Origin of the sequence: Actinoplanes xinjiangensis, assembly GCF_003148685.1 — a bacterium.
Taxonomy (GTDB): Bacteria; Actinomycetota; Actinomycetes; order Mycobacteriales; family Micromonosporaceae; genus Actinoplanes; species Actinoplanes xinjiangensis.
In genome coordinates this window covers 498,495-523,266 of sequence record NZ_QGGR01000004.1, presented here as the reverse complement: position 1 = coordinate 523,266, position 24,772 = coordinate 498,495, and the positions used below count along the sequence as shown (strand labels likewise).

Genomic DNA, 24,772 nt, shown 5'->3' with positions numbered 1-24,772 from the left:
GGTCGCTCGCGGACTAGGCTGAGAGCGTGAGCGATCGGCTGCCGGTGTTCCCGCTGAGCACGGTGCTCTTTCCCGGTCTGGTGCTGCCCCTGCACATCTTCGAGGAGCGTTACCGCACCCTCGTTCGTGAGCTGGTGGCCAAGTCCGAGGGGACACCGCATGAGTTCGGCGTGGTCACTCTCAGGCATGGCACCGAGGTCGCGCCCGACCTGGGAGAGGACAGCACCTCCCCCGCACCCGCGGTCGTCGCCGCCGACCTCTACGACGTCGGCTGCACCGCCGAGTTGCGGCACGTCACCGAGCTGCCGGACGGCCGCTTCGACATCATGACCGTCGGCCGCCGCCGTTTCACCGTCCTCAGCGTCGAGCAGGGCGCCGAGCCGTACCTGACGGCACACGTCCAGTGGCTGCCCGAGGACGACGAGCCCAACGCGACCGCCCAGGTGCTGGCCCCGCGCGTGCTGGCCGCGTTCCGCACCTATCTGGAGCTGCTGCGGCCCAACAGCGAGGTCCTCGAGCAGGTGCCCGACGACCCGACCGTCCTGTCGCACCTGATCGCGGCGACCGCCCAGCTGACCGTCGAGGAGCGGCAGATGCTGCTGGCCACGCCGGACACCGCGGGGCGGCTGCGCACCGAGCTGCGCATCCTCACCCGCGAGGCGGGCCTGCTGGCCCGGGTCCGGGCGGTGCCGGTCCCGCTCTCCGATCTGGCGCGGCCGGCCAGCCCGAATTAGACCCCTCATCCGGTACGAGCCAGGCCGCCCCCCGACCGCGGCCACCCCGTCCCGGAGCTACCCCGCGACGTTTCCCGGGGGTCCGGACCACACCGCGGCCGCCGGGCTGATACGGCGGGTCAGACCGAATGGCGTGACCCTGCTCCCCGCCACGCGCCGCTGCCACCCGGCCGGTCAGACCGAATGGCATGACCCTGCTCCCCGCCATGTGCCGCTGCCACCCGGCCGGTCAGGCCGAATGGCGTGACCCTGCTCCCGGCCACGTGCCGCTGCTACCCGGCCGGTCAGGCCGGGTGGCGTGGCTCCGGTTGCCCGGTCCCGCCGTAGGGCCGGGTCTCCGGCCGCTCATCGGTCACGGCGCCGCCGTTGGCCTGCGCCGGCGCCGCACCCAGTCGCTCGGCGGCCGCCACGTCGCCGTCCGGCTGGGACGGTCCCGCTTCCGGTCGCTCATAGGACACGACATCGCCGTAGGGCGGATAGCCGCCGGCCTGCGGCCCATGGCCGCCCTCCTCCGGCCCATACGGCGCGTGATCGCCCTCATACGGCCCATGCGGCGGGTAGGCGTGGTTCGGCCCGTAGCCCGGCTGGGCGCCCGGCTGGTCGAGGTCGGGATCGTTGGACCAGCCGGCCAGCAGGGTCAGCACGATCGCCGCGATGAACGCCGGCACCAGTTTCGGCCCGAGCGACTGCAGCTCCGGCGGCGCGAGATAGGTCGCACCCTGGGCCGCCGCCTCCCGCCACTCGCGGTAGGCGTCGCGCCCGAGGAACTCCCCCACCGCCGGTGCCACCCAGCGACCGGCCACAAAGGCACCGCCCACGATGCCGAGGAGCAGGAACGGCCCCCGGTCGCGGCGCAGCGCCAGCCACGACCCGATCGTCACGATCAACCCGAACCCGAGGCCGAGCACGGTGAACCAGCCGTCGGCCGCGATGTACTGCTCGGGGGACGGGTCGGTGACCACGACCGAACCGTCGGCGAGTTTGATCACCGGCACGGTCGGCGCGAGCCAGCCCCAGAGCAGCCCGAGCAGCACTCCGAGGACGACGATGGCCACCGCCGCAGTCACGGCGGCCGTGAGCGATCGCCGCCACGGCCGGGGACGGCCCTGGAGACGGAACCACTGCCGCCAGTCTGCCGTCACCGGCTCCTGGACGGGCTGGGACGGGCCGGCCGGCTGCTCGTTCGGGTACGCCACCCTACGATCCTTCCAGATCAGCCGGCGCCGTCAGGCGACGGCCGAGGGACCGAGGATCATCTTCAGATCGGCGCGCAGCGCGGGTGTCGCCGCGACCCGGACCCCGCCGAGCCGCATGACCGTGGTCCGGCTGCCGTTCTGGAGATGGACGTGCACCTCGGTGTCGCCCGGGTGGCTCACCAGGATCTCCTTGAGCGAGTCGACCATCGGTGGTGTGCACCGGGTGATCGGCATGGTCAGGGTGACCGGCTTGTTGTCCGGGTTGTGGGAGATGTCGGGGATGGACATGTCCATCGCCATGATCCGGGCCTGGTCGTCGCGCCGGTCGATACGACCCTTGACGACCACGATCGCGTCCTCGGCGATGTACTGCCCGACCAGCTCGTACGTGTTCGGGAAGAACAGCGCCTCGACACCACCGGCCAGGTCCTCCAGGGTGGCCGACGCCCACGACCGGCCCTGCTTGGTGATCCGCCGCTGGACACCGGTGAGGATGCCGGCCAGGGTGACGATCTGCCCGTCCGGGACCGAGCCGTCCTCGTTGAGCGCCGCGATGCTGGTGTCGGCGGCGTTGGCCAGCATCATCTCCAGCCCGGCGAGCGGGTGGTCGGAGACGTAGAGGCCGAGCATCTCCCGCTCGAAGGCCAGCTTGTCGCGCTTGTCCCACTCGCTGTCACCGATCGGCGGCATGCTGACCGCGGCCGACCCGCCGGCCTCGTCGCCGAACGCCCCGAACAGGTCGAACTGCCCGGCCGCCTCGTTGCGCTTGACGTCCGCGTACGCATCGATGGCCTCGGCGTGCACGGCGAGCAGGCCCTTGCGGCTGTGCCCCATCGAGTCGAACGCGCCCGCCTTGATCAGCGATTCGATCGTCCTCTTGTTGCAGACCACCGCGTCGACCTTCGACAGGAAGTCGTAGAAGTCGTTGTACTCGGATTTCTCCTTGCGGCACCGGACGATCGCCTCGACCACGTTGCCGCCGACGTTGCGGACCGCGCCGAGACCGAACCGGATGTCCTTGCCGACCGGGGTGAACGGCCCGGCCGACTGGTTCACGTCGGGCGGGAGCACCTGGATGCCCATGCGGCGGCACTCCGCCAGATACATGGCCATCTTGTCCTTGTCGTCGCCGACGCTGGTGAGCAGACCGGCCATGTACTCGGCGGGGTAGTGCGCCTTCAGGTAGGCGGTCCAGAACGACACGAGGCCGTACGCCGCGGAGTGTGCCTTGTTGAACGCGTAGCCGGCGAACGGCACCAGCACGTCCCACACCGCCTGGATGGCCTCGTCGGAGTACCCGTGCTCGCGGCAGCCGTCCCGGAACGGGATGAACTCCTTGTCCAGGATCTCCTTCTTCTTCTTACCCATCGCGCGGCGCAGCAGGTCGGCCTGGCCGAGGCTGTAACCGGCGAGGATCTGCGCGGCGCGCTGCACCTGCTCCTGGTAGACGATCAGCCCGTAGGTGGGTTCGAGGATCTCGCGCAGCGGCTCCTCCAGCTCCGGGTGGATCGGGGTGATCTCCTGGAGCTTGTTCTTGCGGAGCGCGTAGTTGGTGTGCGAGTCGACACCCATCGGGCCGGGCCGGTAGAGCGCCAGGACGGCGGAGATGTCCTCGAAGTTGTCGGGCTTCATCAGGCGCAGCAGCGAGCGCATCGGGCCACCGTCGAGCTGGAACACGCCGAGCGTGTCGCCGCGGGCCAGCAACTCGTACGCCTTGGGGTCGTCCAGCGGCAGCGACAGCAGATCGAGTTTCCTGCCGTGGTTCAACTCGACGTTGCGGTTGGCGTCGTCGAGGATGGTCAGGTTGCGCAGGCCGAGGAAGTCCATCTTCAGCAGGCCGAGCGTCTCGCAGGTCGGGTAGTCGAACTGCGTGATGATCACGCCGTCGCTGGCCCGGCGCATGAGCGGGATGTGGTCGATGATCGGCTCGGCGGACATGATGACGCCGGCGGCGTGCACACCGGTCTGCCGGATCAGGCCCTCGATGCCGCGGGCGGTGTCGATGACCTTCTTGACGTCCGGGTCGGTCTCGTAGAGCCCGCGGACCTCACCGGCCTCGTTGTACCGTTTGTCGTCTTTGTTGAAGATGCCGCCGAGGGTGATGCCCTTGCCCATGACGTCCGGCGGCATCGCCTTGGTGATCTTGTCGCCGACCGCGAACGGGTAACCCAGCACCCGGGCCGAGTCCTTGATCGCGGCCTTGGCCTTGATCGTGCCGAACGTGGCGATCTGGGCGACCTTGTCGTCGCCCCACTTCTCGGTGACGTAGCGGATCACCTCGGCCCGCCGCCGGTCGTCGAAGTCGATGTCGACGTCGGGCATCGAGACCCGCTCGGGGTTGAGGAACCGCTCGAAGATCAGGCCGTGCTGGATCGGGTCGAGGTCGGTGATCGCCATGGCGTACGCGATCAGCGAGCCCGCCGCCGAGCCACGACCGGGACCGACCGCGATGCCGTTGTCCTTCGCCCACTGGATGAAGTCGGCGACCACGAGGAAGTACGCCGGGAAGCCCATCGAGATGATGACGCCCAGCTCGTATTCCGCCTGCTTGACGTGCGTCTCCGGAATGCCGTCCGGGAAGCGCTTACGCAGGCCCTCGAAGGCGACGTGCCGGAAGTACTCCTCCTCGGTGTAGCCGTCCGGGATCGGGAACCGGGGCATCAGGTTCTTGAAGGTGAACATCCCGTCGATGTCCACCTTCTCGGCCACCAGCAGGGTGTTGCGGCAGCCCTCCTGCCACGCCTCGGAGGAGTCGACGGCGCGCATCTGGTCGGCCGACTTCACGAAGTAGCCGGAGCCGTCGAACCGGAACCGGTTGGGGTCGGCCACGTTGCTGCCGGTCTGCACGCACAGCAGCACGTCGTGCGCCGCGGACTGCTCCTCGTGCACGTAGTGCGAGTCGTTGGTGACCAGCGGCGGGATGCCCAGCTTCTTACCGATCTCCAGCAGGCCGTCGCGGACCCGCCGCTCGATCGACAGGCCGTGGTCCATGATCTCCAGGAAGTAGTGCTCCTTGCCGAGCGCCTCCTGGTACATCGCGGCGGACTTGAGCGCCTCGTCGAAGTGCCCCAGGCGCAACCGGGTCTGCACGATGCCGGACGGGCAGCCGGTGGTGCCCATGATGCCCTCGGCGTGCTCCGCGATGATGTCGAAGTCCATCCGCGGGTACTTGCCGAGCTGGCCCTCCATGGAGCCGCGCGAGTTGAGCCGGAACAGGTTCTTCAGGCCCACCGCGTTGCGTGCCCACATGGTCATGTGCGTATACGCACCGTTACCGGAGACGTCGTCCGATTTCTGCTCCGGCCGGCCCCACTTGATGCGCTTCTTGTCGAGCCGGGACTCCGGCGCGACATAGGCCTCGACGCCGATGACCGGCGTGATGCCGGCGGCTTTGGCCTGGTTGTAGAAGTCGTAGGCGCCGTGCATGTTGCCGTGGTCGGTGATCGCCGCGGCCGGCATGCCGAGCCGCTTCGCCTCCGCGAGAAGTTCTTTGATCCGGGCCGCCCCGTCGAGCATTGAATACTCTGTGTGCACGTGCAGGTGCACAAACGAGTCAGACACCCGGAACCCCCTCTTCCCAATGACAGCGCAGAGAAGCCTAGCCCCGGCGTACGACAGAACCTACTCCGCGAAGGGTTCCAACATCACCGACGCCGCGCGCAACCACGCCTGCCGGGTCTCCTGCTGGAGATCCCCATACTCGATGGAGGAGCCGACCTCCAGGGCCGGGTCGTAGGGCACCACGGCGACCGCCCTGGTCCGGGTCGCGAAGTGCCGCTTGAAGTCCTCCAGCAGCGGCAGGTTGCCCGGCGACGGGCAGGAGATCAGCGTCACGGCGTTGGCGACCATCTCGCCCTGCCCGCCCTCCTCCAGCACGTCGAGCATCCAGTCGGCGGTGAACGCGGCGTCCTCGCGGGGCACCGTGGTGATCACCAGTTGGTCGGCCGACCGCATGACGGTCTGCCAGTTGACGCTCTCCACGTTGTTGCCGGTGTCGACGCAGATCACGTCGTGGGTCCGGCGGAGCAGGTCCATCACCCGGCGCACGGTGCCCTGGTCCAGCCGCTGGGCGAACCGTGGGTTCTCCTCGCCGGCGAGCACGTCGTACGACCCGTCGGAGGCGTGCCGCAGGTAGGCGTCCAGCTCCTGGAGCAGGGCGTCGCCGTGCAGGCTCTCGATCCGCATCAGATCGGCCAGCAGATGCTTGATGGTCCGCGCGTGCCGGGCGCTGCCGGCCCGCAGACCGAGGGTGCCGCGCAGCTCGTTGTCGTCCCAGGCGAGCACGCCACGCCCGCGGACGCTGCCGATGGTGGCCGCGGCCAGCACGGTCGCGGTGGTCTTGTGGACGCCGCCCTTGGGGTTGGCGAACGCCAGCACCCGCGGCGTTCCCAGCTTGCGCCGCATGATCGAGACGGCGCGGTCCAGGCCGTCCTCGGTACGGGTCTGGCGCCACTCGATCCGGGCGGCCGCGGGGGCCGGGGAGACCGGGGCGGAGGCCCGGCCGGGCACGGGCGGCGGCGCCGGCGGCTGCTGAGGGGGTGACGGCGGTGCCGGGGCGGCCGGGTAGGCCGGCTGTGGCGCGTAGGCCTGCGCGGGCTGTGGATAACCGTTGGGGGCCGGCGGGGCATAACCGTTGGCCGGATAGGCGGAGCCGTAGTCCCGCGGGGGCTGCTGCGCCGGCGGCGCGGGCGGGGGTGGCGGCTGCTGCGGTTGTGAGCGCGGCGACGGCTCGAAGAAACTGTGCTGCTGCTCCGGCTCGCGGCGGCCCTGCCAGCGGGGGTCGAGCGGGTTGATCGGCCGCTGCGGAACGGCCGGGCGCGGTGGCTCGGCCGGCTGCTGGCGCTCGAAGCCGCCCGGGGACGGTGGCGCCTGCCGCGGGTCGAGCGGGTTGACCGGACGGCCCACCCCCGCCGAGCCACGGGTCGGCAGCTGCTGGCCCCACTGCTGCTGTTGCTGCTGCGGGGGCGTCTCCGGCTGCTGGGGGGCCTCCTCCGGCTCCTCGTTGCGGCTGGCGTGCCGGGCACGGTCGAGCAGCGCCCGCCAGCGCGGGGCTGGTTCCGCAGGCCGGCCCCAGCCGGTCTCGGTCCCGTCCACGGCTCGTCCTTTCTGCGCCTACCCGGCATCTTTCACGGCGATGGTCTCGCTCGCCCCTGACAGGCTACGGATGAGACCCTATTCGGGCCACTGACCGACCGCCCATCCCCCGGTCGTTCTTGATCACATGCTGCCGCACCGCTCGTGCACGACCTCCGGCCGAACGTTCCGGGGACGGAAAACCTAACGGCCGGAATCCCCGCTGGACGCTTCGGGTGACACTCCCGCACCTTCATGAGCTGGACTCGTGTCCGCTGCCGAGGGTACGGCACCCGACCCGTCGGAAGGGAATACGGCGGACGAGGGCGTCCCGCCTGAATTGCCGGGTGAGGTAGATGTCACATCCACCTCGATCGACGACGGTAACGGTGCGGGGGCCGGTGAGGCAACGCTCACCACCGGGGATGGCACGGCGGACGGCTCCGGGGAGACCACGTCCACCTCCTCGGGCAGCGGGGGGCGGAACTCGGTACGGTCCAGGTGCAGCACCTCCGGCGCCGGGTCGACCACCCGCACCCACGGCCGCGCCGAGATCCCGTCGAGCACCGCGGGCGTCGCCCGTACCACCGCGGCGAAGACGCATTCACAGCCGGTGCGGTAGGCGGCGGCCTCCTGGGCGGCCAGCCGGGCCGCGCTCTCGTACGCCGCCCGCAGCCGCACCTCGGTCCGGCCGTCCCCGGCCAGCGCCCGGCCCAACCGCTGGTAGTCGGCCTGTTCCTGATCGCGGGCCCGGGCCGCGCCGACCATCCCCGCGGTCACGTCCGCGGGCAGTTCCACCACCGGGATCCGGAGCACCGGCGTCCGGGCGTCCTCCATCGGCACCCGCGTGTAGACCTGGGCCACCTGGGCGCCGGCCAGCATGGCGGGCAGCCCACCCGGAGCCGCGTACCGGTTGAAGGCGACGAGCGCCCAGGTCTCGGTGACCGACCCGGGCGCACCGGTCAGGCGGGCCAGCTCGTCCTGCGAGGAGCGGAGGTAGCCGCTGACCGACTGGCCCTCCACCACGCCCACCCGCAGCACGTCACCGCTCACCTCACCGGCCGGCAGCTCGCGGTCGGCCCAGAAGACCACGAGGACCAGTGCACCGATAGCGGCCAGCGCCACTCCGGTCATGATCTGCAACCGGAGCGCCGCGGCCCCGAACCCGACGAGGACCGCCCGCATACGGATCGCGGGGCCCACGTTCACTCCCGACGGTCAGCCGGCGTCCTGGAGGACGTCCAGCGCGTATTTCAGGTCGTCAGGGTAGTCGCTGACGAACCGCACCTCCTCATACGTTCGGGGGTGTGCGAATGCCAGTTCCCGGGCGTGCAGCCACTGCCGGTCCAGTTTCAGCCGGGCCGCCAGCGTCGGGTCGGCGCCGTACGCCGTATCGCCCACGCAGGGGTGCCGCATCGCCGACATGTGCACCCGGATCTGGTGCGTGCGCCCCGTCTCCAGCCGCACGTCCACCAGGCTCGCCGACCGGAACGCCTCGACCGTGTCGTAGTGGGTCACGCTCGGCTTGCCACTGGACATGACCGCGAACTTCCAGTCGGCGGTCGGGTGCCGGTCGATCGGCGCGTCGATGGTGCCCCGCAGCGGATCCAGGTGCCCCTGGACCACCGCGTGGTACCGCTTCTCCACCTCGCGCTCCTTGAAGGCCCGCTTCAGCAGCGTGTACGCCTGCTCGCTCTTGGCCACCACCATCAGCCCGGTGGTGCCGACGTCGAGCCGGTGCACCACACCCTGCCGCTCGGCGGCGCCGCTGGTCGCGACGTTCTGCCCCATCGCGGCCAGCCCGCCGATCACGGTCGGGCCGGTCCAGCCGGGGCTGGGATGCGCGGCGACGCCGACCGGTTTGTCGACCACCACGATGTCGTCGTCGCTGTAGATGATGCCGAGTCCGTGCACCGGCTCGGCCACCACGGCGACCGGCGCGGCCGGTGACGGCAGGGTCACCTCCAGCCAGGAGCCGGCCACCACCTTCTCCGACTTGAGCCGGGCGACGCCGTCCACCAGCGCGTCACCGGACTCGACCAGGGTGGCCGCCGCGGTCCGGGACAGCCCGAAGAGCCGGGAGACGGCCTGGTCGAGCCGCATCCCGTCGAGTCCGTCCGGAACCGGAAGCGATCGCTGCCCACTCACGCGGTCTCCTCTTTGGCCGGAGCCTTCTTCTCGTTGACCAGGCGCGTGCCGTCACGCTGGCGGCCGGTCAGCTCCAGCAGCACGGCCAGGCAGACCCCGACGGTGAGGCAGCTGTCGGCGATGTTGAAGACCGCGAACTTCTCAGCGTTCGGAGCGAAGAGGCTGATCATGTCGACGACGTGGCCCTGGAACGGGCCGGGCGCGCGGAACAGCCGGTCACCCAGGTTGCCGAGGGCGCCGCCCAGCACCAGGCCGAGGGAGAGGCCCCAGGGCACCGACCGCAGCCGGGACGCCAGCCACCCGATCACGCCGACCACCACCAGGGTGATCACCGGGAAGATCCAGGTGTAGTCGCTGCCGAGACTGAACGCGGCTCCACCGTTGCGCATCAGGGACAGATAGATCAGGCCACCGAGGATCCGGACCGGCTCGCCGGGATCCAGGTTCTCGGTGGAGAGGTGCTTGACCCACTGGTCGACCGCCACGGCGATGACCGCGGTCGTGGCCAGGACGGCCACCGCCCTGGGATGGAATCGTGGGGCGGCCTGTTCGTCGGCGTTCAGCGTCGTTCCTCCAACTGCTTACACGAGACACAGAGCGTGGCGGAGGGGAAGGCAGCCAGACGCTCGACCGGGATCTGGGTGCCGCACCGCTCACACCAACCGTAGTTGCCCGACCCGAGCCGATCGATCGCGCGTTCGACCTGTGTGATCCGCTCCAGCAGGGTATTGGCCAGCGTGATCTCCTGCTCGCGCTCGAACGTCTTGGTCCCGGTGTCGGCCAGGTCGTCCCCGGCCGAGTCGGCCAGCCGCTCGCGCTGCAGCTCGGTGATCTCGCTGAGCGACCGATCGTACTCGGCCTGCAGTTCGCCGAGCCGGGCGACCAGTGCCTCCCGGATCCGTTCGGTCTCCGCCTCGTCGCGGACCCGCTCCGCAGCCGCGCCGTTCGTTCCGGACCGGGTCTCCGTTGCCTTGGCCATCGTCGCTCCCTCGGCCGCCCGTCCGGCGGCGGTCAGCGGTCTACGAAAACGGGCGGCCCCATGACGGGCCGCCCTTCCCTGGTCTGTCCTGCACAACTGGCCTGTCCTGCACAAACGGCACGGCCGGCAAGAGGTCAAGCCCTGGCGGAAAGTGGCAAGGATACGGAACGTGAACTATCACGACAACCCGCTATCCCTGTCAGATCCGACAAATCGTCAGGAAGTGCCAGCGTGTGGACGGATTAACGACGATACACCCTACGCGAGTTCATGATCACTATCCGCTGTCGCGAAGATCCGCGAGTCGCGCCGTCCAGGAGCCCGGCGCAGCCGTGACGGTGAACACCTTGTCCCGGCTGGTGGCACCGAGCCGCAGCGACACCTCGCCGGGCCGCACCCCGATCGCCCCGGCCAGGGCCTTCCGCACCGCCTCGGTGGCCTTGCCGTCGACCGCGGGAGCGCCCACCGCGACGATCAGTGCGGGACCGTGCGGCCCCTCATACCGCCCGCCCACCCGGGTCCGCCCGGCTCCCGGCCGCACCCGGACCGGCACCGACACCCCGGCCGGCCGCTGACTCAACGCTGGTGGGCCACGGCCGCGACGAGCCGGTCCACCGGACGGCACAGGCCGCACGGGCTGAAACCGAGCTCGACCGCCTCGTTCGCCGGCAGCGGCTCGGTCAGCCGGCCGACCAGGTGCGGGCAGTCGGCCATGTGATAGCGCGGGCGCCCGTCGACCACGAGCACCTCGGTGTCGAACCGCGCGACGAGCACCGCGTCGGCCGGCCGCACCGACTGCGGCAGCGGCTCGTCGTCCGGGTCGTCGTCGTCCGGCTCGGCGAACTCGTCGGCCTGCTCCGCCGTCTCCGCGGCCGACGCCGGCTGCCAGGCGTGCTCGCCGGACCCGTCGGCGAGGGGGCCGGAATCGACCGGGGAGTCGGAATGGACGTCATCTGCGGCGGGCCCTCCGCGGTCGCCCAGACGGGTGGCCGTATCGCGCGCACCGGCCGCCCTCGCCGCCTCCACATCGAGATCCACGTCGAGACCCCGGTCGCGATCCACATCGACCGGAGCGGGCTCCTCGTACTCGGTGGATTCGCCTGCGGGAGGCTCGGCGGCGGAGGCAGAATCTTCCGCGAAGGCGGGCGGCGGCTCACGCCGGGCCGGCCGGGCGACCGGGGCCCCGGCACGCCGGGTGGCGGCCTGACGAGTCCCGATGACCAGGGCGACCGCGGCCAGCAGGCTGACCACGATCGAGGTTATGAGAAGACTGCTTGAGCCGTTGACCAGGCCCAACGCGAGAAACAGAACCGCGACGGGGATGAGCAGGAGACTAGCAACGATCATGGCTCATCCTCGTCGCGGTGCGGGGGCGTGCTGCGGTCAGCGACCCGATTCGATGGAGTTGGTGCGGCCACCGCTGTAGGAGCTGGCCAGACCGGCGGCGGCGAGACCACCGGAGCCGCCGACGGCACGGCCGGAGTCGGCCCGCGTCAGCTCGGCCTCGAGGCCCTGGCCACGACCGTCCAGGTCACGCAGCTGGCTCTCCAGGTACGCCTTGAGACGCGTGCGGTACTCCCGCTCGAACTGCTTCAGCTCCTCGATGTGCTTCTGCAGCGCGGTCCGCTTCGCGTCCAGGCCGCCCATCGCCTCCTGGTGGCGCTGACGGGCGTCCCGCTCGAGGGCGTCGGCCTTGGCCCGCGCCTCGCGGGTGACCTCCTCCGCCTTGGAACGGGCGTCGGAGAGAAGCTTGTCGGCCTCACGGCGCGCGTCGGCGACGTGGTCGTCGGCGGTGCGCTGGGCCATCATGAGCACGCGCAGAGCCTGCTGCTCGCCATCCGCGCCACCGGCGGGCGCACCGGGGCCGGGGCCCTGGGCACGGACCTGGTCCAGCTCGGCCTGCATCTGACGGGCTGCCTGCTCGGCCGCCGCCTTGTCCCGCTGCACACGGTCGAGCTGCGCCTTCAGGTCGTTGAGCTCGGCTGCCAGACGCGGATCAGCACCCGGTCCAGCCGGTGCACCACCCCGCCCGCCGCGCTCCACCTGGGCACGCAGCTCGTTGTTCTCCTCGATCAGACGGGCGAGCTCGCGCTCCACCTCGTCAAGGAAGGCGTCGACCTCCTCCTCGTCATACCCCCGCTTGCCGATCGGGGGCTTCTTGAAGGCGACGTTGTGCACGTCGGCCGGGGTCAGCGGCATCGAAACTCCTCGGGTCAGTCGCGGCCGCGGTTGGGGCTGCTGTCTAGCTGTATTGCGAAATCAATCTTGCGAGTACCACGTTCATGAGCACGAACAGGATAACCAGCAGCACGATGGAAGCCAGGTCCAAACTCACGTTACCAATGCGCAGCGGTGGGATCACACGCCTCAACGTCCTGAGGGGTGGATCCGTGACGCTCCACACGGCTTCGAGGGCTGCCGACGCGCCCCGGCTCGGCTGCCAGCGCCGTCCGTACTGGAGCACGGCGCTCATCACGAACCTGGCCAACAGCACCATCATGAAGAGGTACAGCAATATGTAGAGGATCTGGAGCACGATCGACAGCACGTCAGGTGGATCCCTCGTTCGGGTCAATCAAAGCCGGATCTGCGTCACTCGCCGGGTCAGGATCGCCGGGCGGTCGCCCAGAGCTGATCAGCCCTGGGCGAAGAAGCCGCCTTCTGCGATCTTGGCCTTGTCCTCCGCGGTGACCTGCACGTTCGCGGGAGACAACAGGAAGACCCGGTTGGTGACGCGCTCGATCGTACCCCGCAGGCCGAAAGCCAGCCCGGCGGCGAAGTCCACCAGACGCCGGGCGTCCGACTCGTCCATCTCGGTGAGATTGATGATCACCGGCACCCCGTCCCGGAAGTGCTCGCCGATCGTCCGCGCCTCCCGGTACGTCGTCGGGTGCAGCGTGGTGATCTGGTACCGCTGCTCCTCCTCGGCCTGGCGCTGGTGCACCGGCTGCGGCGGGGCGACCGGCTGCGGCTTGAGCGCCAGATTCTCCCGGGTGGAGTAGGTCAACGGGGCGGACTGCTCCGGTGCCGGAGCCGGCCGGGTGATGGAGCGGACGCTCGCCCGATCGAGGCGCTCACTCTCCTCCCGGTCACGGTCCCGGTCGAGTTCACGGTCCTGCCGCGCGGTGGAGAGCCGGTCACGCTCACGGCGATCGGTGCGCGCCCGCGGGACGGAGCGCTCCTCCTCGTCGTCCTCGTCGGCGAACTCGTCGGCCGCCGAATACCGGTCGCTGGAGTAGCGGTCACGGTCGCGATCCCGGTCACGCTCGCGCGAACGGTAGGAGCTCTCCCGGTAACCACGGTCTTCATACCCGCGGTCGTCGTCCTCCTCGACGAGGCCGAGCCAGACGCCCGCCTTGCGAAACGCGCCTCCGCTCATGCCACCTCTCCCTGCCGAGAGTCCATGCCCCCACCCTCCGTCCGCTGTTGCGGCCCGCGCCCCCTCGGCGTGCCGCGTCCCCCCTTACGAGCCGGAACGGGTCCTGTTGGGACCCACGACCCGTTACGACGCCGCGCCGTCCAATGCGAGACCCGTGGCGGTTCGTCGCGTTGAACAACACCTGTGTAGTTTGCTGCCCGCCGCAAGGCTACCGCAGCGAGTTTCGCATCCCGAGTAAAGAAGTACCGATCCGTACGTGTGTCGCCCCATACCGGACGGCGGCTTCCAGATCGCCGCTCATACCCGCTGAGACGGTCGTCGAACCGGGATGACGGGAAGCCATCTGAGCTGCGATGACGGCCAGCCGAGCGAAGGCGGCGCCGGGATCCTCGCCCAGCGGCGCCACCGCCATCAGGCCGCCCAGCCGCAGACCCTCCGATGAGGTCACCGCGTCGGATACCCGCCAGAGATCATCTCCGGCCACGCCCCCACGTGCCGGATCACCGTCCAGGCTGACCTGGATCAGCACCTCCAGCGGATCCTGGCGGCCGGCGGCGGCCCGGCCCAGCGCCTCGGCCAGGCGCACCGAGTCCACCGACTCGACCACGTCGGCGTACCCGAGAACTGATTTGACCTTGTTCCGCTGCAGTTGGCCGACGAAGTGCCAGCGCGGCCGCGCGCCCCCCGCGCGTACCGCCCCGGCTTTGATCGAGGCCTCCTGGTCCCGGTTCTCGGCCACGTCGGTGACACCGAGCCCGGCGAGCAACAGGACGTCGCTCGCCGGGTAGGTCTTGGTCACCGCGGTCAGGGTGACCGCGTCCGGCGGCCTTCCGACCGCCGCGCAGGCGAGAGCGATGCGCTCCCGCACCCGTTCGAGATTGGCGGCGAGCTCAGCGCGCCGTCCGGCGTCGATCAAAATCAGCCTTCTTGAGGGGTACGGGAGAAGCGGCGCTCAGGAGCCGTTCTTGAGGAAATCCGGTACGTCGACGTCGTCGAAGAGCACCCGGCTGGTACGCGGCGACGGGGTGCTGGGCGGCGGGGCGACCGGCGGCGGGACCGGGGGCAGTGAGCTCCCGGTCGACGGGGCAGGCACCTTGCGGGCCGGCTCGGCCGGCTTGTAGGCGGGCGCGCCCGCGTCGAAGCCCGCCGCGATCACCGTGACCCGCACCTCGTCGCCGAGGGCGTCGTCGATGACCGCGCCGAAGATGATGTTCGCGTCCGGGTGGGCCGCGTCGGTCACCAGCTGCGCCGCGTCGTTGATCTCGAAGAGACCGAGGTCCGAACCGCCGGCGATGGAGAGCAGCACGCCGCGGGCGCCGTCCATGCTCTGCTCCAGCAGCGGGCTGGAGATCGCCTTCTCGGCGGCCTCGACCGCCCGATTGTCGCCACGGGCGCTGCCGATACCCATCAGGGCGCTGCCGGCGTTGCTCATGACGCTCTTGACGTCGGCGAAGTCCAGGTTGATCAGACCCGGCGTGGTGATCAGGTCGGTGATGCCCTGCACGCCGGAGAGCAGCACCTGGTCGGCCTGACGGAACGCGTCCATCATGCTGATGCCGCGGTCGCCGAGCGCGAGCAGCCGGTCGTTCGGGATCACGATCAGCGTGTCGCACTGGTTGCGCAGCTCGTCGATGCCGGCCTCGGCCTGCACCTGGCGCCGCTTGCCCTCGAAGTTGAACGGGCGGGTGACCACACCGATCGTGAGGGCGCCCAGCTTGCGGGCGATGTTGGCGACCACGGGGGCGCCACCGGTACCGGTACCGCCGCCCTCGCCACACGTCACGAAGACCATGTCGGCGCCCTTGAGCACCTCTTCGATCTCGTCGCGGTGGTCCTCGGCGGCGTTCTTGCCCACCTCGGGCTGCGCGCCGGCCCCCAGGCCACGCGTCAGTTCCCGGCCGACGTCCAGCTTGACGTCGGCGTCGCTCATCAACAGTGCCTGCGCATCCGTGTTGATCGCGATGAACTCCACACCCTTGAGCCCAACTTCGATCATGCGGTTGACGGCGTTCACGCCACCACCGCCGATGCCGACGACCTTGATGACCGCAAGATAGTTGTGCGGAGGTGTCATCGGGCTCAGCCATCCCTTCCGGGGTTGGCGGACGTCGACGGCCCCTGCGGTCCAGGGAACCGCACTTCGACATCCGCTGCCGTACAAAGAAGGAAGGCGAGGAAACCCTCACCCTCTACTAGAGGTTCAGTGTTATGTCAACCACGCGAACCTCTCGACGCAACGTATGCGGACATGCGGCCGCAACCAAAGACCCCGGGCGGCGTGTCGCGTGCGCTTAGGAGGTGAGTATCCGACTCACCCGTAACCTTGAACCTTTTATTGCGTTCATCACGCTTTGTCCGAATAACCGCATGGCTATCGTATGGTCACCACTTTCACGGCGCTCACGTCGATCTCGTCGCCCTTCTGCTTCAGCAGCACCGTGGCGACCGTGCTCTTGCGCTCGCTCTTGGTGTCGTCACCCCAGATGACCACCCGGCCGTTACGCAGCTCCAGCCGGATCTGCACCGGCGACGGCACCGAGATCGCCACCAGCTGCTCGCGCAGCTCGTCGCTGAGCGCCGCCAGCACGGTCAGCGCCGACCCGGTGTTCTGATCGCCGGCACCCGGCGTGCCGAGCCGGGCCAGTGGCAGCCCCTTCGGCGCGGCGGGCACCGCACGGAACGGCACACCCTCGTCGTCGATCAGCACGAACTGATCGTCACGCGCCGGCACCGCCGCCACCGCGGTCCGCTCCACCACCTCGATCACCACCGCCGACGGCCAGCTGCGGCTCACCACCACCCGGTCCACCGGCGGCAGCTGCCGGATCCGGGCGCCCACCTCGTCCAGGTCGACCCTGGCCAGCGGCAGCTCCGCCTGCACCGCGGCGGCCGCACGCACCTGATCGGGCGTGAGGATCTGCGCGCCGACCACCCGGACCTCGCGGACCCCGAGCACCGAGGTGCCGTAGACCAGCCAGACCAGGCCGCCGACGGCCAGCAGCACGCCGGCGCCGATCAGCCAGGGCATCGCGGCGCGCAGGCGCCGCTGCCGGGCCCGCGCCATGAAGCGCCGGGCCGACGACGGCACCGCGTCCGTGTCGGCCCGGACCAGCCGCCAGTTGCGCGAGCCCCCGCCGGCCATCGTCGTTACCCGGCCAGGTCCGGCCGGCGGTCCGCCTCGGTGAGGGCGCCCAGCAGCTCGTCACCCATCAGCGAGATCGGCGGCGCCCCCATGGTCACCACCACGTCACCGGGACGGCTGCGCCGCACCACCTCGGCCGGCACGTCCTCCCAGTCCGGGACGAAGACCTTGCGCTCGTCGGGCAGCGCGATCGCCGCGGTCAGCGCCCGGCCACCCTCACCGGGACCACGGGTCTCCCCCGGCCCGAAGACCTCCATGCAGATCACCTCGTCGGCGACCGCCAGCCCGTCGGCCAGGTCGGCCTCCAGATCCCGGGTGCGATACACCCGGTACGGCTGGAAGACCACCAGCAGCCGCCCGTCACCGGCCACCTCGCGCAGCGTGCGCAGCGCCGCCTTCACCGAGGTCGGGTGGTACGCGTACTCGTCGTACACCCGCACGCCGGCCGCGATGCCCTTGCGCTCGAACCGGCGGCGGACCCCCGGGAACGACGCCAGGGCCTCGGTCACCAGCGACTGGTCGATACCCAGCTTGAGCGCGGTCAGCACGGTGGCCGCGCTGTTCAGGCCCATGTGCGTGCCGGGCAGCGCCAGCTTGAACTCACCGAGCGGCTGCCCGTGCAACTCGGCCCGGTAGCGCACGCCGCTGACCGAGGAGGTGATGTCGAAGATCCGCAGATCCGCGCCGGCCGACTCGCCGTACGTGTAGACGGTTTTGCCCTGGGCCTTGAGCCCCGCGATCAGCTCGTCGGTGCCCGGACCGTCCGCACAGGTCACCACGAACCCGTCGGCCAGCCCGCCGAACTCCAGGAAACCGGCCTTCAACGTCTCCAGGTCACCCCAGTTGTTGAGGTGGTCGCCCTCGATGTTGGTGATGATCGCGACATGCGGCCGGTAGATCAGGAACGTCCGGTCGTGCTCGTCGGCCTCGGCCACGAAATGCGGGCCGGTGCCGTGGTGCCCGTTCGACCCGGCGGCCGACATCTCGCCGCCGATCACGAACGACGGGTCCTTCCCGGCGTGCTGCAGGATCACCGTCATGATCGACGTGGTGGTGGTCTTGCCGTGGGTGCCGGCCACCGCGATGGTCTGCCGGTCGGTCATCGCCGCGGCCAGCGCCTCCGAACGGTGCAGCACACGCAGCCCGCGGCGGCGCGCCTCCACCATCTCCACGTGGTCCTGCGGGATCGCGGTCGAGTAGACGACCGTGTCCACGCCGTCGAGGTTGGACGGCTCGTGGGCCATGTGCACCGTGCCACCGAGGGCGCGCAGGGCGGCCAGTGCCGGCCACTCCCGCAACTCGCTGCCGGAGACCGGCACACCACGGGTCAGCAGGAGACGGGCCAGACCGGCCATGCCGACCCCGCCGATCCCGATCAGGTGCATGCTGCCCAGGTCCTCGGCGGTCATCTCGCCGGCCGGCGTCAGCTCCGCCGTGTTCACAGTGTCACTCCTCAGTCCTCATCAGCTCAGTCAGCTCACGGCTTCGAGAACGAAGCGCAGCAGTTGCTCGTCACCGTCGCGGCGACCGTAGCGGGCCGCGGCCGTACCCATGGCCGCCAGCCGCTGCCGGTCCCGGGCCAGCGGGATGATGTTGTGCTCGATCCACTCCGGTGTCAGCTCGCTGTTGTCGACGAGCATGCCGCCACCGGACTCGACCACCGGCAGCGCGTTGCGGCGCTGCTCCTGGTTGCTGAACGGATAGGGCACGTAGATCGCCGGCATACCGAGCGCGGTCGTCTCGGCCACCGTGATCGCACCGCCCCGGCACAGCATCAGGTCGGCGGCAGCGTAGCCGAGCTGCATGTCCGACAGGTAGGGCACGACGACATAGGGAACCGGCAGGTCGGTCGGCACCTCGAACGGGTCGTTACGCCCGCCCTGCACATGCAGCACCTGGATGCCGGCGTGCGCGAGCCGCTTGGCCGCCGCGGCCACCGCCAGGTTGATCGTGCGGGCGCCGGACGAGCCGCCGGAGACGAACAGCACCGGCAGATCCGGGCGCAGCCCGAAGTGGTAGAGCGCCTGCGGGCGCAGCGCCGGCCGGTCCATCCCGGTGATCCCGGTCCGCAGCGGGACGCCGACCAGACGGGCGTTACGCAGCGCCTCGGCCTGCTCCAGCTGGTGCGGGAAGCCGACGGCGATGCGCCTGGTGAATTTCATGCCCATCCGGTTGGCCACGCCCGGCGGCACGTTCACCTCGTGGATGACGATCGGCAGCTCACGCCGCCACGCCGCCAGATAGGCCGGCACCGACACGTAGCCACCGAAACCGACGACCACCTGGGCCTGCACCTCGTCGATGACCTCGCCCGCTGCCTGGGCCGACTTGAACATCCGGTCCGGGGTGCGCAGCAGGTCGAGATTGAGCGAGCGGGGCAGCTGGAACGCCGGGATGCCGCGCAGGTCGTAGCCGGCCGCCGGGATCAACTGGTTCTCCATGCCCTTGGGGCTGCCCAGCGTGGTGATCCGGATCTCCGGGAAGTGGCGGCGCAGGGCGTCGGCGAAGGCGAGCAGCGGATAGATGTGGCCGCCGGTGCCTCCGCCGGCGAGCACGACCGACCGCAGCGATGCCATCACCGTCTCCTCACACCCCCCGCGCCCTCGGATGCCTTGGTGTCACTGCCCGTTTTCGGGGCAGGCGAACGCTGCGGTCCCGGCCGCCGCGCCGGGGGAAGCGGCGGCAGCGGGGCCCAGAGTAGCCGCACCCACCGAGGCGTCGGACGGGCGTTCAGCGCTCGCGCCGCGTCCGGTTCGGCCCGGGCGAACGACGCCAGTATGCCGACCGCCGCCATCGTCACCACGAGCGCGGTGCCACCGGCGGAGATGAACGGGAGCGGGAGGCCGGTGATCGGCAGCAACCCGACCACACCACCCATGTTGATCACGGCCTGGGCGACCAGCCAGGTGGTGGCGGCGGTGGCGGCGAGACGGCGGAACGGGTCGTTGACCCGGCGGGCGATCCGGAAGCCGGTGTAGGCCAGCACCGACAGCAGTGCCAGCACCACGCCGCAGCCGACCACACCGAGTTCCTCGGCGACGATCGCGAAGATGAAGTCGTTGCCCGCCTCCGGCACCCAGCCCCACTTGAGGGCGCTCTTGCCCAGACCGACACCGAACCAGCCGCCCTCGAAGATCGCCGAACGGCCCTGGGCCAGCTGGTAGCAGTACTCACCGGCGGTGCTGGTCGTCTCGCACGTCTCCAGCGGCTGCATGAACGCGGTGAGCCGCCGCCACCGGTAGTTGTCCTCGCCCGCGGTGCCGGAGCCGGCGCCCCGGGACGCGGCGGCGATCAACAGGCCGACACCGGCCAGGCCCAGCACCCCCAGGGCGCCGAACACCCGCAGCCGGACCCCGGCCGCCCAGAGCAGGCCGACGATCAGCGCCAGCAGCACCAGCATGGTGCCCAGGTCGTTGTAGCCGACCAGGACGAAGAGCAGGCCGATCACCGGGAACAGCGGCATCGCGAGCTCCCGCCAGTGCCCGAGGGCCGGGCCCTTGCGGGCGATCACGTCGGCGCCCCACAGCACCATGGCGAGTTTCGCCAGCTCACCCGGCTGCATGCTGAACGAGCCGAGGATGAGCCAGTTCAGGTCGGCCACGAGCGGGCCGAGCGTCGCGTCGCCGTCGCTGTTGCGGCTCAGCACGCCCACCGAGGCCAGCGCGTTGATCGAGGCCAGCAGCGTGAGCAGGAGCACGGACAGGGCGAGCAGGCCCCGGCCGAGGACCCGCAACGTGACCGAGGGCAGCCGCTGGAAGATCCAGAACGCGACCAGGCCGAGCAGCGCGTACACCGCCTGGCTGCTGATCACGGTGAACGCGTTGCCCTTCTCCGCGTACGCCTTCACGCTCGTGGCCGAGAAGACCATGGTGAGCCCGATCAGCAGCAGCAACGCACAGCTGGCGATCAACAGGTAGTACGAGGACAGGGGTCTGGCCAGTATCCCGTGCACGGCGGGCAGCAGCTGCCGGCTCAGTGACGGGCGGGCCTGCTGAGAACGGTCGTCCGCCATACCCCCATCATCGTCCGATGTCCACATCTCCCGACGGCATGCCGATGGCGTGTCGCGAGGAGATCTGCGCTACCCCATGACGGCCAGATGCTCGCTGTAGAACAGGCCCAGGCCGATCGCGGCGCAGATTCCCGCGATGATCCAGAACCGGACCACGATGTTGACCTCGCTCCAGCCGGCCAACTCGAAGTGGTGCTGCAACGGCGACATCCGGAAGACGCGCTTACCGGTGGTCTTGAACGAGATGATCTGGATGACCACGGACATCGTGATGATCACGAACAGGCCGCCGATGATGACCGAGAGCAGCGTGGTGCGGGTGGCCACGGCCAGGCCGCCGATCAGGCCGCCCAGCGCCAGCGCGCCGGTGTCACCCATGAAGATCCGGGCCGGGTTGGTGTTCCACCACAGGAAGCCGACACACGCCGCCGCCGCGGCCGCGGCGATCATCGCGATCTCCAGAGGGTCCCGGACCTGATAACAGTGCTCGGCGGTGGCCGAACCCGCCTGGCCGACGTAGTCGTTGTCACCGCACCAGTGCCGGTACTGCCAGAAGCCGATCAGCGAGTACGCGCCGAGGACCAGGATCGAGGCACCGGTGGCGAGACCGTCCAGGCCGTCGGTGAGGTTCACGCCGTTCGACATCGCCATGATCACGAAGACGAACACCATGACCGAGCCGACCTTGCCGACGTCCAGCCAGCTCACGTCCCGGATGAAGGAGATCTTCTCGCTGGCCACGGTCTGGCCGTTGGTGCTCGGGAAGTAGAGCGCGGCGATACCGAACACGGTGCCGATCAGCAGCTGGCCGAGAAGCTTGCCCTTGGCGCTGAGACCGTCCGAGTTCTTCTTGCGCACCTTCAGGAAGTCGTCCATGAAGCCGACCGCGCCGCAGAACACGAAGATCCCGAGCAGGACCAGCGCGGTCATGGTCGGCTTCTCCTGGGCGATCTGCCGGTCCGGCAGCGTGGTCAGCGCCAGGTGCCCGGCGGCATAGGCGAAGACGGTGGCGATGATGAACGCCACGCCGCCCATGGTGGGGGTGCCCCGCTTGCCCAGGTGGGTCTGCGGCCCGATGGTCCGGATCGGCTGCCCGGCCTTGAGCGCCGAGAAGACCCGGATCGCGAGGGGCGTGCCGAAGAGCGAGATGAGAAAGGCGACCGCGGCCGCGACGATGACTGCCCTCACGTGGGCTGAACCTCCTCGGAACGCCGCAGCCAGTCGGCGACGTCCCATGTGCGGTAGCGGGAACCCTTGACCAGCACGACATCGTCGGCGCGCAGGTCGTGGCGCAGGATGTCGATCGCGGCGGCCTGGTCGTCGGCGAGGAGCCCCGTGCCCCGCCAGCCGGCCACTGCGGCGGCGCCGTCCAGGATCGGACCCGCACCGCCGGTCACCGCGATCAGCCGGTCCACACCCAGCTCGGCGGCGAGCCGCCCGACCTCGGCGTGACCGGACACCTCGTGCTCGCCGAGCTCGGCCATGAAGCCGAGGACGGCGGTGGTGCGCCGACCGCCGCCCATCGCCGCCAGCGCGCGCAGAGCGGCCGAGGTCGACGACGGATTGGCGTTGTACGAGTCGTCGACCACCGTGACGCCGTCCGGCCGGGTGAAGACGTCCATCCGGCGCTCGGAGGCGATGCCGACCCCGCCCAGCGCGGCGACGAGGTCGTCGAACTCCATTCCGGCGGCCAGCGCCACCGCGCCGGCGGCCAGCGTGTTGGCGACCTGGTGCTCGCCGGCCGTCGCTAGGTGGACCGTCCCGGTGCGGGAACCGTCGGAGATCGTGTACGAGGCACGGCCGGCCGCGTCGAGCGTGACGTCCGAGGCGGTGAGCGATCCGGTCGACCCGACCAGGACCACCGACGCCGACGTGCGGGAGGCCATCGCGGCCACCAGGGGGTCGTCGGCGTTGAGGACCGCCACCCCGGACGGCGGCAGCGCCTCGACCAGTTCGCCCTTGGCCAGCGCGGTGCCCTCCTTCGACCCGAACTCGCCGATGTGCGCCGCGCCGATGTTCAGCACCACGCCGATCGACGGGCGGGCGATCTCGGTCAGGTACCGGATGTGCCCGATCCCGCGGGCGCCCATCTCCAGCACCAGGAACCGGGTCTCTTCCGAGGCCCGGAGCACGGTGTACGGGAAACCCAGCTCGTTGTTGAGCGAGCCGGGCAGCGCCACCGTCGGCCCGAGCCGGGACAGCAGCTGCCCGATGTAGTCCTTGGTGGTGGTCTTGCCGGACGAGCCGGTCAGCCCGACCACGGTGAGCCGGTCCAGCCGGGACACCACGGCCCGGGCCAGGGCGGCCACCGCGGCCAGCGGGTCCTCGACGACGACGCCGGGCACCCCGGTGTCCCGGGAGCCCAGCACGGCCGCGGCGCCCGCCGCCACGGCGGCCTCCGCGTAGTCGTGGCCGTCGACCTTCTCACCGGCGAAGGCGAGGAACAGGCCGCCCGGTCCGATCTTGCGGGAGTCGTACTCGAGGTCGCCGGTCACGGTCACCGACGGGTCGCCGACGACCCGGCCACCGGTGATCTCGGCGATCTCCGCCAGGGTCAGGGGGATCATGCGCGCGCCTCCAGAGCGACGGCCAGCTCGATACGGTCGTCGAACGGCAGCACCTCGCCGTTCACCTCCTGGCCGAGTTCGTTGCCCTTGCCCAGCACCGCGATCACGTCACCGGCGGCGGCCAGTCGGACCGCCTCACCGATGGCGGAGCGCCGGCCGGCAACTTCGATGATCTTCGCGGGCGTGGAGGCCTCTTCCGCGCCCACGCGGACCGCCGACCGTACGACAGCGGGGTCTTCGGTCCTGGGGTTGTCGTCGGTGATGATCACCAGGTCGGCGCCCTCGGCCGCGGCCGCGCCCATCAGAGGCCGTTTGCCCTGGTCGCGGTCGCCGCCGGCGCCGATGACGCAGATCAGCCGGCCACCGCGCGTGGTGGCGAGCCCGCGCAGCGCGGTGAGGGCCGCGACGATCGCGTTGGGCTTGTGGGCGTAATCAACCACGCCGAGGATCTCCCCGGGCGCGTCCACCAGCTCCAGCCGGCCCGGAACGCCGCGGCAGGCGGCGATGCCGGCGCCCGCGACCCGGGCGTCCACGCCCACCGCGACCAGCAGGGCCAGTGCCAGCAACGCGTTCGCGACGTTGTGCAGGCCGGGCAGCGTCACGCCGGTCTCGACGGTCAGACCGTCCGGGCCGTGTGCCGTGAAGAGCTGACCGAAATCGGACGGTCGCACGTCGGAGGCCCACCAGCTCGCGGCCCGGTCGCCGGCCGCCGAGTAGGTGATCGTCGACGGCTTGAACAGCGGGCGCAGCGCCGGGTCGTCGAAGTTGAGCACCTCGGCCGCGGACCGGCCGTCGAAGAGCCGCGCCTTGGCCTCGAAGTAGTCCTCCGAGGTGGGGTGGAAGTCGAGGTGGTCCTGGCCGAAGTTGGTGTACCCGCCGGCCGCGAACCGGATGCCGCCGGCCCGGCCCATCACCAGCGCGTGGCTGGAGACCTCCATGACCACCGCCTCGACGCCGCGCTCGACGCCGGTCGCGAGGATCGCCTGAAGGTCGGTGGCCTCCGGTGTGGTCCGCACGCTCTTGACCACCAGGTCGCCGAGCCGGGTCTCGACCGTGCCGACCAGCCCGGTCACCCGGCCGGCGGCCCGCAGGCCGGCCTCGACCAGGTACGACGTGGAGGTCTTCCCGGCCGTCCCGGTGACGCCGATCATGGTGAGCCGCCGTGACGGCTCCCCGTAGATCGCCGCCGAGGCCGCACCGAGCACCGCCCGCGGGTCGTCGGCCACCAGGACCGGGAGCCCCGCGGCGACGGCCGCGGGGGCACCGGCCGGATCGGTCAGGACGGCGACGGCGCCGGCGTGCGCGGCGTCCGCCACGAACTCCGCGCCGTGCCGGTTGGCGCCGGGAAGCGCCGCGTAGAGATCACCCGGACGCACCTCCCGACTACTGTGTGTTACACCGGTGACCGGGACGTCACCGCCGGTCAGATCTGCCGGTAACAGCTCCGCGAGCCGCGCCAGCAGGCACGGCTCCACGGTCTCGGGACGTGGAATGCCGGACACGGCGTCAGACCCTACCCCGTCTTCGACGGGCCGTCGTCAA

22 protein-coding genes are annotated in these 24,772 nt (G+C 70.6%); 1 reads left to right on the top strand and 21 read right to left on the bottom strand.

What is annotated here, in order from left to right; translation table 11 throughout:
• The first annotated feature begins 26 nt into the window (after positions 1–26).
• A complete protein-coding gene (locus BC793_RS12095; protein ID WP_109592283.1) occupies positions 27–734 on the top strand; it encodes an LON peptidase substrate-binding domain-containing protein in 708 nt (235 codons plus the stop codon).
• A 284-nt stretch (positions 735–1,018) separates the two neighbouring features.
• Here BC793_RS12095 and BC793_RS50530 read toward each other — a convergent pair whose 3' ends face one another.
• The 21 genes from BC793_RS50530 to BC793_RS11990 all read right to left on the bottom strand — a co-directional run bounded on the left by BC793_RS50530 (position 1,019) and on the right by BC793_RS11990 (position 24,732).
• Positions 1,019–1,930, bottom strand: a complete 912-nt coding sequence (locus BC793_RS50530; protein WP_203896118.1) for a chromosomal replication initiator protein DnaA — start codon at positions 1,928–1,930, stop codon at positions 1,019–1,021.
• 30 nt (positions 1,931–1,960) lie between these two features.
• Entirely contained in the window at positions 1,961–5,491 is a 3,531-nt protein-coding gene (dnaE, locus tag BC793_RS12085; RefSeq protein ID WP_109592281.1) for a DNA polymerase III subunit alpha, read from the bottom strand.
• Positions 5,492–5,551: 60 nt separating this feature from the next.
• The gene (locus tag BC793_RS12080; RefSeq protein ID WP_109592279.1) at positions 5,552–7,024 is read right to left on the bottom strand and encodes a MinD/ParA family ATP-binding protein; all 1,473 of its coding nucleotides are present in this window, start codon (positions 7,022–7,024) and stop codon (positions 5,552–5,554) included.
• A 183-nt stretch (positions 7,025–7,207) separates the two neighbouring features.
• The gene (locus tag BC793_RS12075) at positions 7,208–8,206 is read right to left on the bottom strand and encodes a hypothetical protein (protein ID WP_109592483.1); all 999 of its coding nucleotides are present in this window, start codon (positions 8,204–8,206) and stop codon (positions 7,208–7,210) included.
• 15 nt (positions 8,207–8,221) lie between these two features.
• Positions 8,222–9,106 carry an RluA family pseudouridine synthase gene (locus BC793_RS12070; protein WP_239169888.1) on the bottom strand — a complete coding sequence of 295 codons (885 nt, stop codon included), beginning with the start codon at positions 9,104–9,106 and terminating at the stop codon, positions 8,222–8,224.
• Positions 9,107–9,147: 41 nt separating this feature from the next.
• Positions 9,148–9,714 carry a signal peptidase II gene (lspA, locus tag BC793_RS12065; RefSeq protein ID WP_109592275.1) on the bottom strand — a complete coding sequence of 189 codons (567 nt, stop codon included), beginning with the start codon at positions 9,712–9,714 and terminating at the stop codon, positions 9,148–9,150.
• Positions 9,711–10,130, bottom strand: a complete 420-nt coding sequence (locus BC793_RS12060) for a TraR/DksA family transcriptional regulator (RefSeq protein ID WP_109592273.1) — start codon at positions 10,128–10,130, stop codon at positions 9,711–9,713. Before BC793_RS12060 ends, lspA begins: the two co-directional genes overlap by 4 nt.
• A 277-nt stretch (positions 10,131–10,407) precedes the next feature.
• A complete protein-coding gene (locus BC793_RS12055; RefSeq protein ID WP_109592271.1) occupies positions 10,408–10,710 on the bottom strand; it encodes a DUF167 domain-containing protein in 303 nt (100 codons plus the stop codon).
• A complete protein-coding gene (locus BC793_RS12050; RefSeq protein ID WP_109592269.1) occupies positions 10,707–11,477 on the bottom strand; it encodes a hypothetical protein in 771 nt (256 codons plus the stop codon). The genes BC793_RS12055 and BC793_RS12050 overlap by 4 nt, the downstream gene beginning before the upstream one ends.
• A gap of 36 nt (positions 11,478–11,513) precedes the next feature.
• The gene (locus BC793_RS12045; RefSeq protein ID WP_109592267.1) at positions 11,514–12,329 is read right to left on the bottom strand and encodes a DivIVA domain-containing protein; all 816 of its coding nucleotides are present in this window, start codon (positions 12,327–12,329) and stop codon (positions 11,514–11,516) included.
• Positions 12,330–12,372: 43 nt separating this feature from the next.
• A complete protein-coding gene (locus BC793_RS12040) occupies positions 12,373–12,678 on the bottom strand; it encodes a YggT family protein (RefSeq protein WP_109592265.1) in 306 nt (101 codons plus the stop codon).
• An 87-nt stretch (positions 12,679–12,765) separates the two neighbouring features.
• Positions 12,766–13,509, bottom strand: a complete 744-nt coding sequence (locus BC793_RS12035) for a cell division protein SepF (RefSeq protein ID WP_109592263.1) — start codon at positions 13,507–13,509, stop codon at positions 12,766–12,768.
• Positions 13,510–13,717: 208 nt separating this feature from the next.
• On the bottom strand, positions 13,718–14,428 hold the full coding sequence (locus BC793_RS12030; protein WP_109592261.1) for a YggS family pyridoxal phosphate-dependent enzyme: 711 nt from the start codon (positions 14,426–14,428) through the stop codon (positions 13,718–13,720).
• A 33-nt stretch (positions 14,429–14,461) separates the two neighbouring features.
• Complete coding sequence (gene ftsZ / locus BC793_RS12025; RefSeq protein WP_109592259.1) at positions 14,462–15,583, bottom strand: cell division protein FtsZ; 1,122 nt, start codon at positions 15,581–15,583, stop codon at positions 14,462–14,464.
• Between the two features lie 297 nt (positions 15,584–15,880).
• On the bottom strand, positions 15,881–16,651 hold the full coding sequence (locus tag BC793_RS12020; RefSeq protein ID WP_109592257.1) for a cell division protein FtsQ/DivIB: 771 nt from the start codon (positions 16,649–16,651) through the stop codon (positions 15,881–15,883).
• 5 nt (positions 16,652–16,656) lie between these two features.
• Positions 16,657–18,093, bottom strand: coding sequence for a UDP-N-acetylmuramate--L-alanine ligase (gene murC, locus BC793_RS12015; protein WP_109592255.1), 1,437 nt, complete (start codon positions 18,091–18,093; stop codon positions 16,657–16,659).
• A gap of 30 nt (positions 18,094–18,123) precedes the next feature.
• Positions 18,124–19,227 (bottom strand): undecaprenyldiphospho-muramoylpentapeptide beta-N-acetylglucosaminyltransferase, encoded by a 1,104-nt coding sequence (murG, locus tag BC793_RS12010; protein ID WP_109592253.1) that lies wholly within the window; start codon positions 19,225–19,227, stop codon positions 18,124–18,126.
• Positions 19,227–20,663, bottom strand: a complete 1,437-nt coding sequence (locus BC793_RS12005) for an FtsW/RodA/SpoVE family cell cycle protein (RefSeq protein ID WP_109592251.1) — start codon at positions 20,661–20,663, stop codon at positions 19,227–19,229. Before BC793_RS12005 ends, murG begins: the two co-directional genes overlap by 1 nt.
• Positions 20,664–20,732: 69 nt before the next feature.
• Positions 20,733–21,851, bottom strand: a complete 1,119-nt coding sequence (gene mraY / locus BC793_RS12000) for a phospho-N-acetylmuramoyl-pentapeptide-transferase (RefSeq protein ID WP_109592249.1) — start codon at positions 21,849–21,851, stop codon at positions 20,733–20,735.
• Complete coding sequence (locus BC793_RS11995) at positions 21,848–23,230, bottom strand: UDP-N-acetylmuramoyl-tripeptide--D-alanyl-D-alanine ligase (protein WP_109592247.1); 1,383 nt, start codon at positions 23,228–23,230, stop codon at positions 21,848–21,850. Before BC793_RS11995 ends, mraY begins: the two co-directional genes overlap by 4 nt.
• Positions 23,227–24,732: a UDP-N-acetylmuramoyl-L-alanyl-D-glutamate--2,6-diaminopimelate ligase gene (locus tag BC793_RS11990; protein ID WP_109592245.1), complete on the bottom strand. Its 1,506-nt coding sequence runs from the start codon at positions 24,730–24,732 to the stop codon at positions 23,227–23,229. The genes BC793_RS11995 and BC793_RS11990 overlap by 4 nt, the downstream gene beginning before the upstream one ends.
• Positions 24,733–24,772: the final 40 nt, after the last annotated feature.

Coding starts and splice junctions, on each gene's coding strand:
- BC793_RS12035 (WP_109592263.1), bottom strand. CDS start 13,509: ATGAGCGGAGGCGCGTTTCGCAAGGCGGGCGTCTGGCTCGGCCTCGTC.
- BC793_RS12060 (WP_109592273.1), bottom strand. CDS start 10,130: ATGGCCAAGGCAACGGAGACCCGGTCCGGAACGAACGGCGCGGCTGCG.
- BC793_RS12045 (WP_109592267.1), bottom strand. CDS start 12,329: ATGCCGCTGACCCCGGCCGACGTGCACAACGTCGCCTTCAAGAAGCCC.
- murG (WP_109592253.1), bottom strand. CDS start 19,227: ATGGCATCGCTGCGGTCGGTCGTGCTCGCCGGCGGAGGCACCGGCGGC.
- BC793_RS11995 (WP_109592247.1), bottom strand. CDS start 23,230: ATGATCCCCCTGACCCTGGCGGAGATCGCCGAGATCACCGGTGGCCGG.
- BC793_RS12050 (WP_109592269.1), bottom strand. CDS start 11,477: ATGATCGTTGCTAGTCTCCTGCTCATCCCCGTCGCGGTTCTGTTTCTC.
- BC793_RS12070 (WP_239169888.1), bottom strand. CDS start 9,106: ATGCGGCTCGACCAGGCCGTCTCCCGGCTCTTCGGGCTGTCCCGGACC.
- ftsZ (WP_109592259.1), bottom strand. CDS start 15,583: ATGACACCTCCGCACAACTATCTTGCGGTCATCAAGGTCGTCGGCATC.
- BC793_RS12005 (WP_109592251.1), bottom strand. CDS start 20,663: ATGGCGGACGACCGTTCTCAGCAGGCCCGCCCGTCACTGAGCCGGCAG.
- BC793_RS12020 (WP_109592257.1), bottom strand. CDS start 16,651: ATGGCCGGCGGGGGCTCGCGCAACTGGCGGCTGGTCCGGGCCGACACG.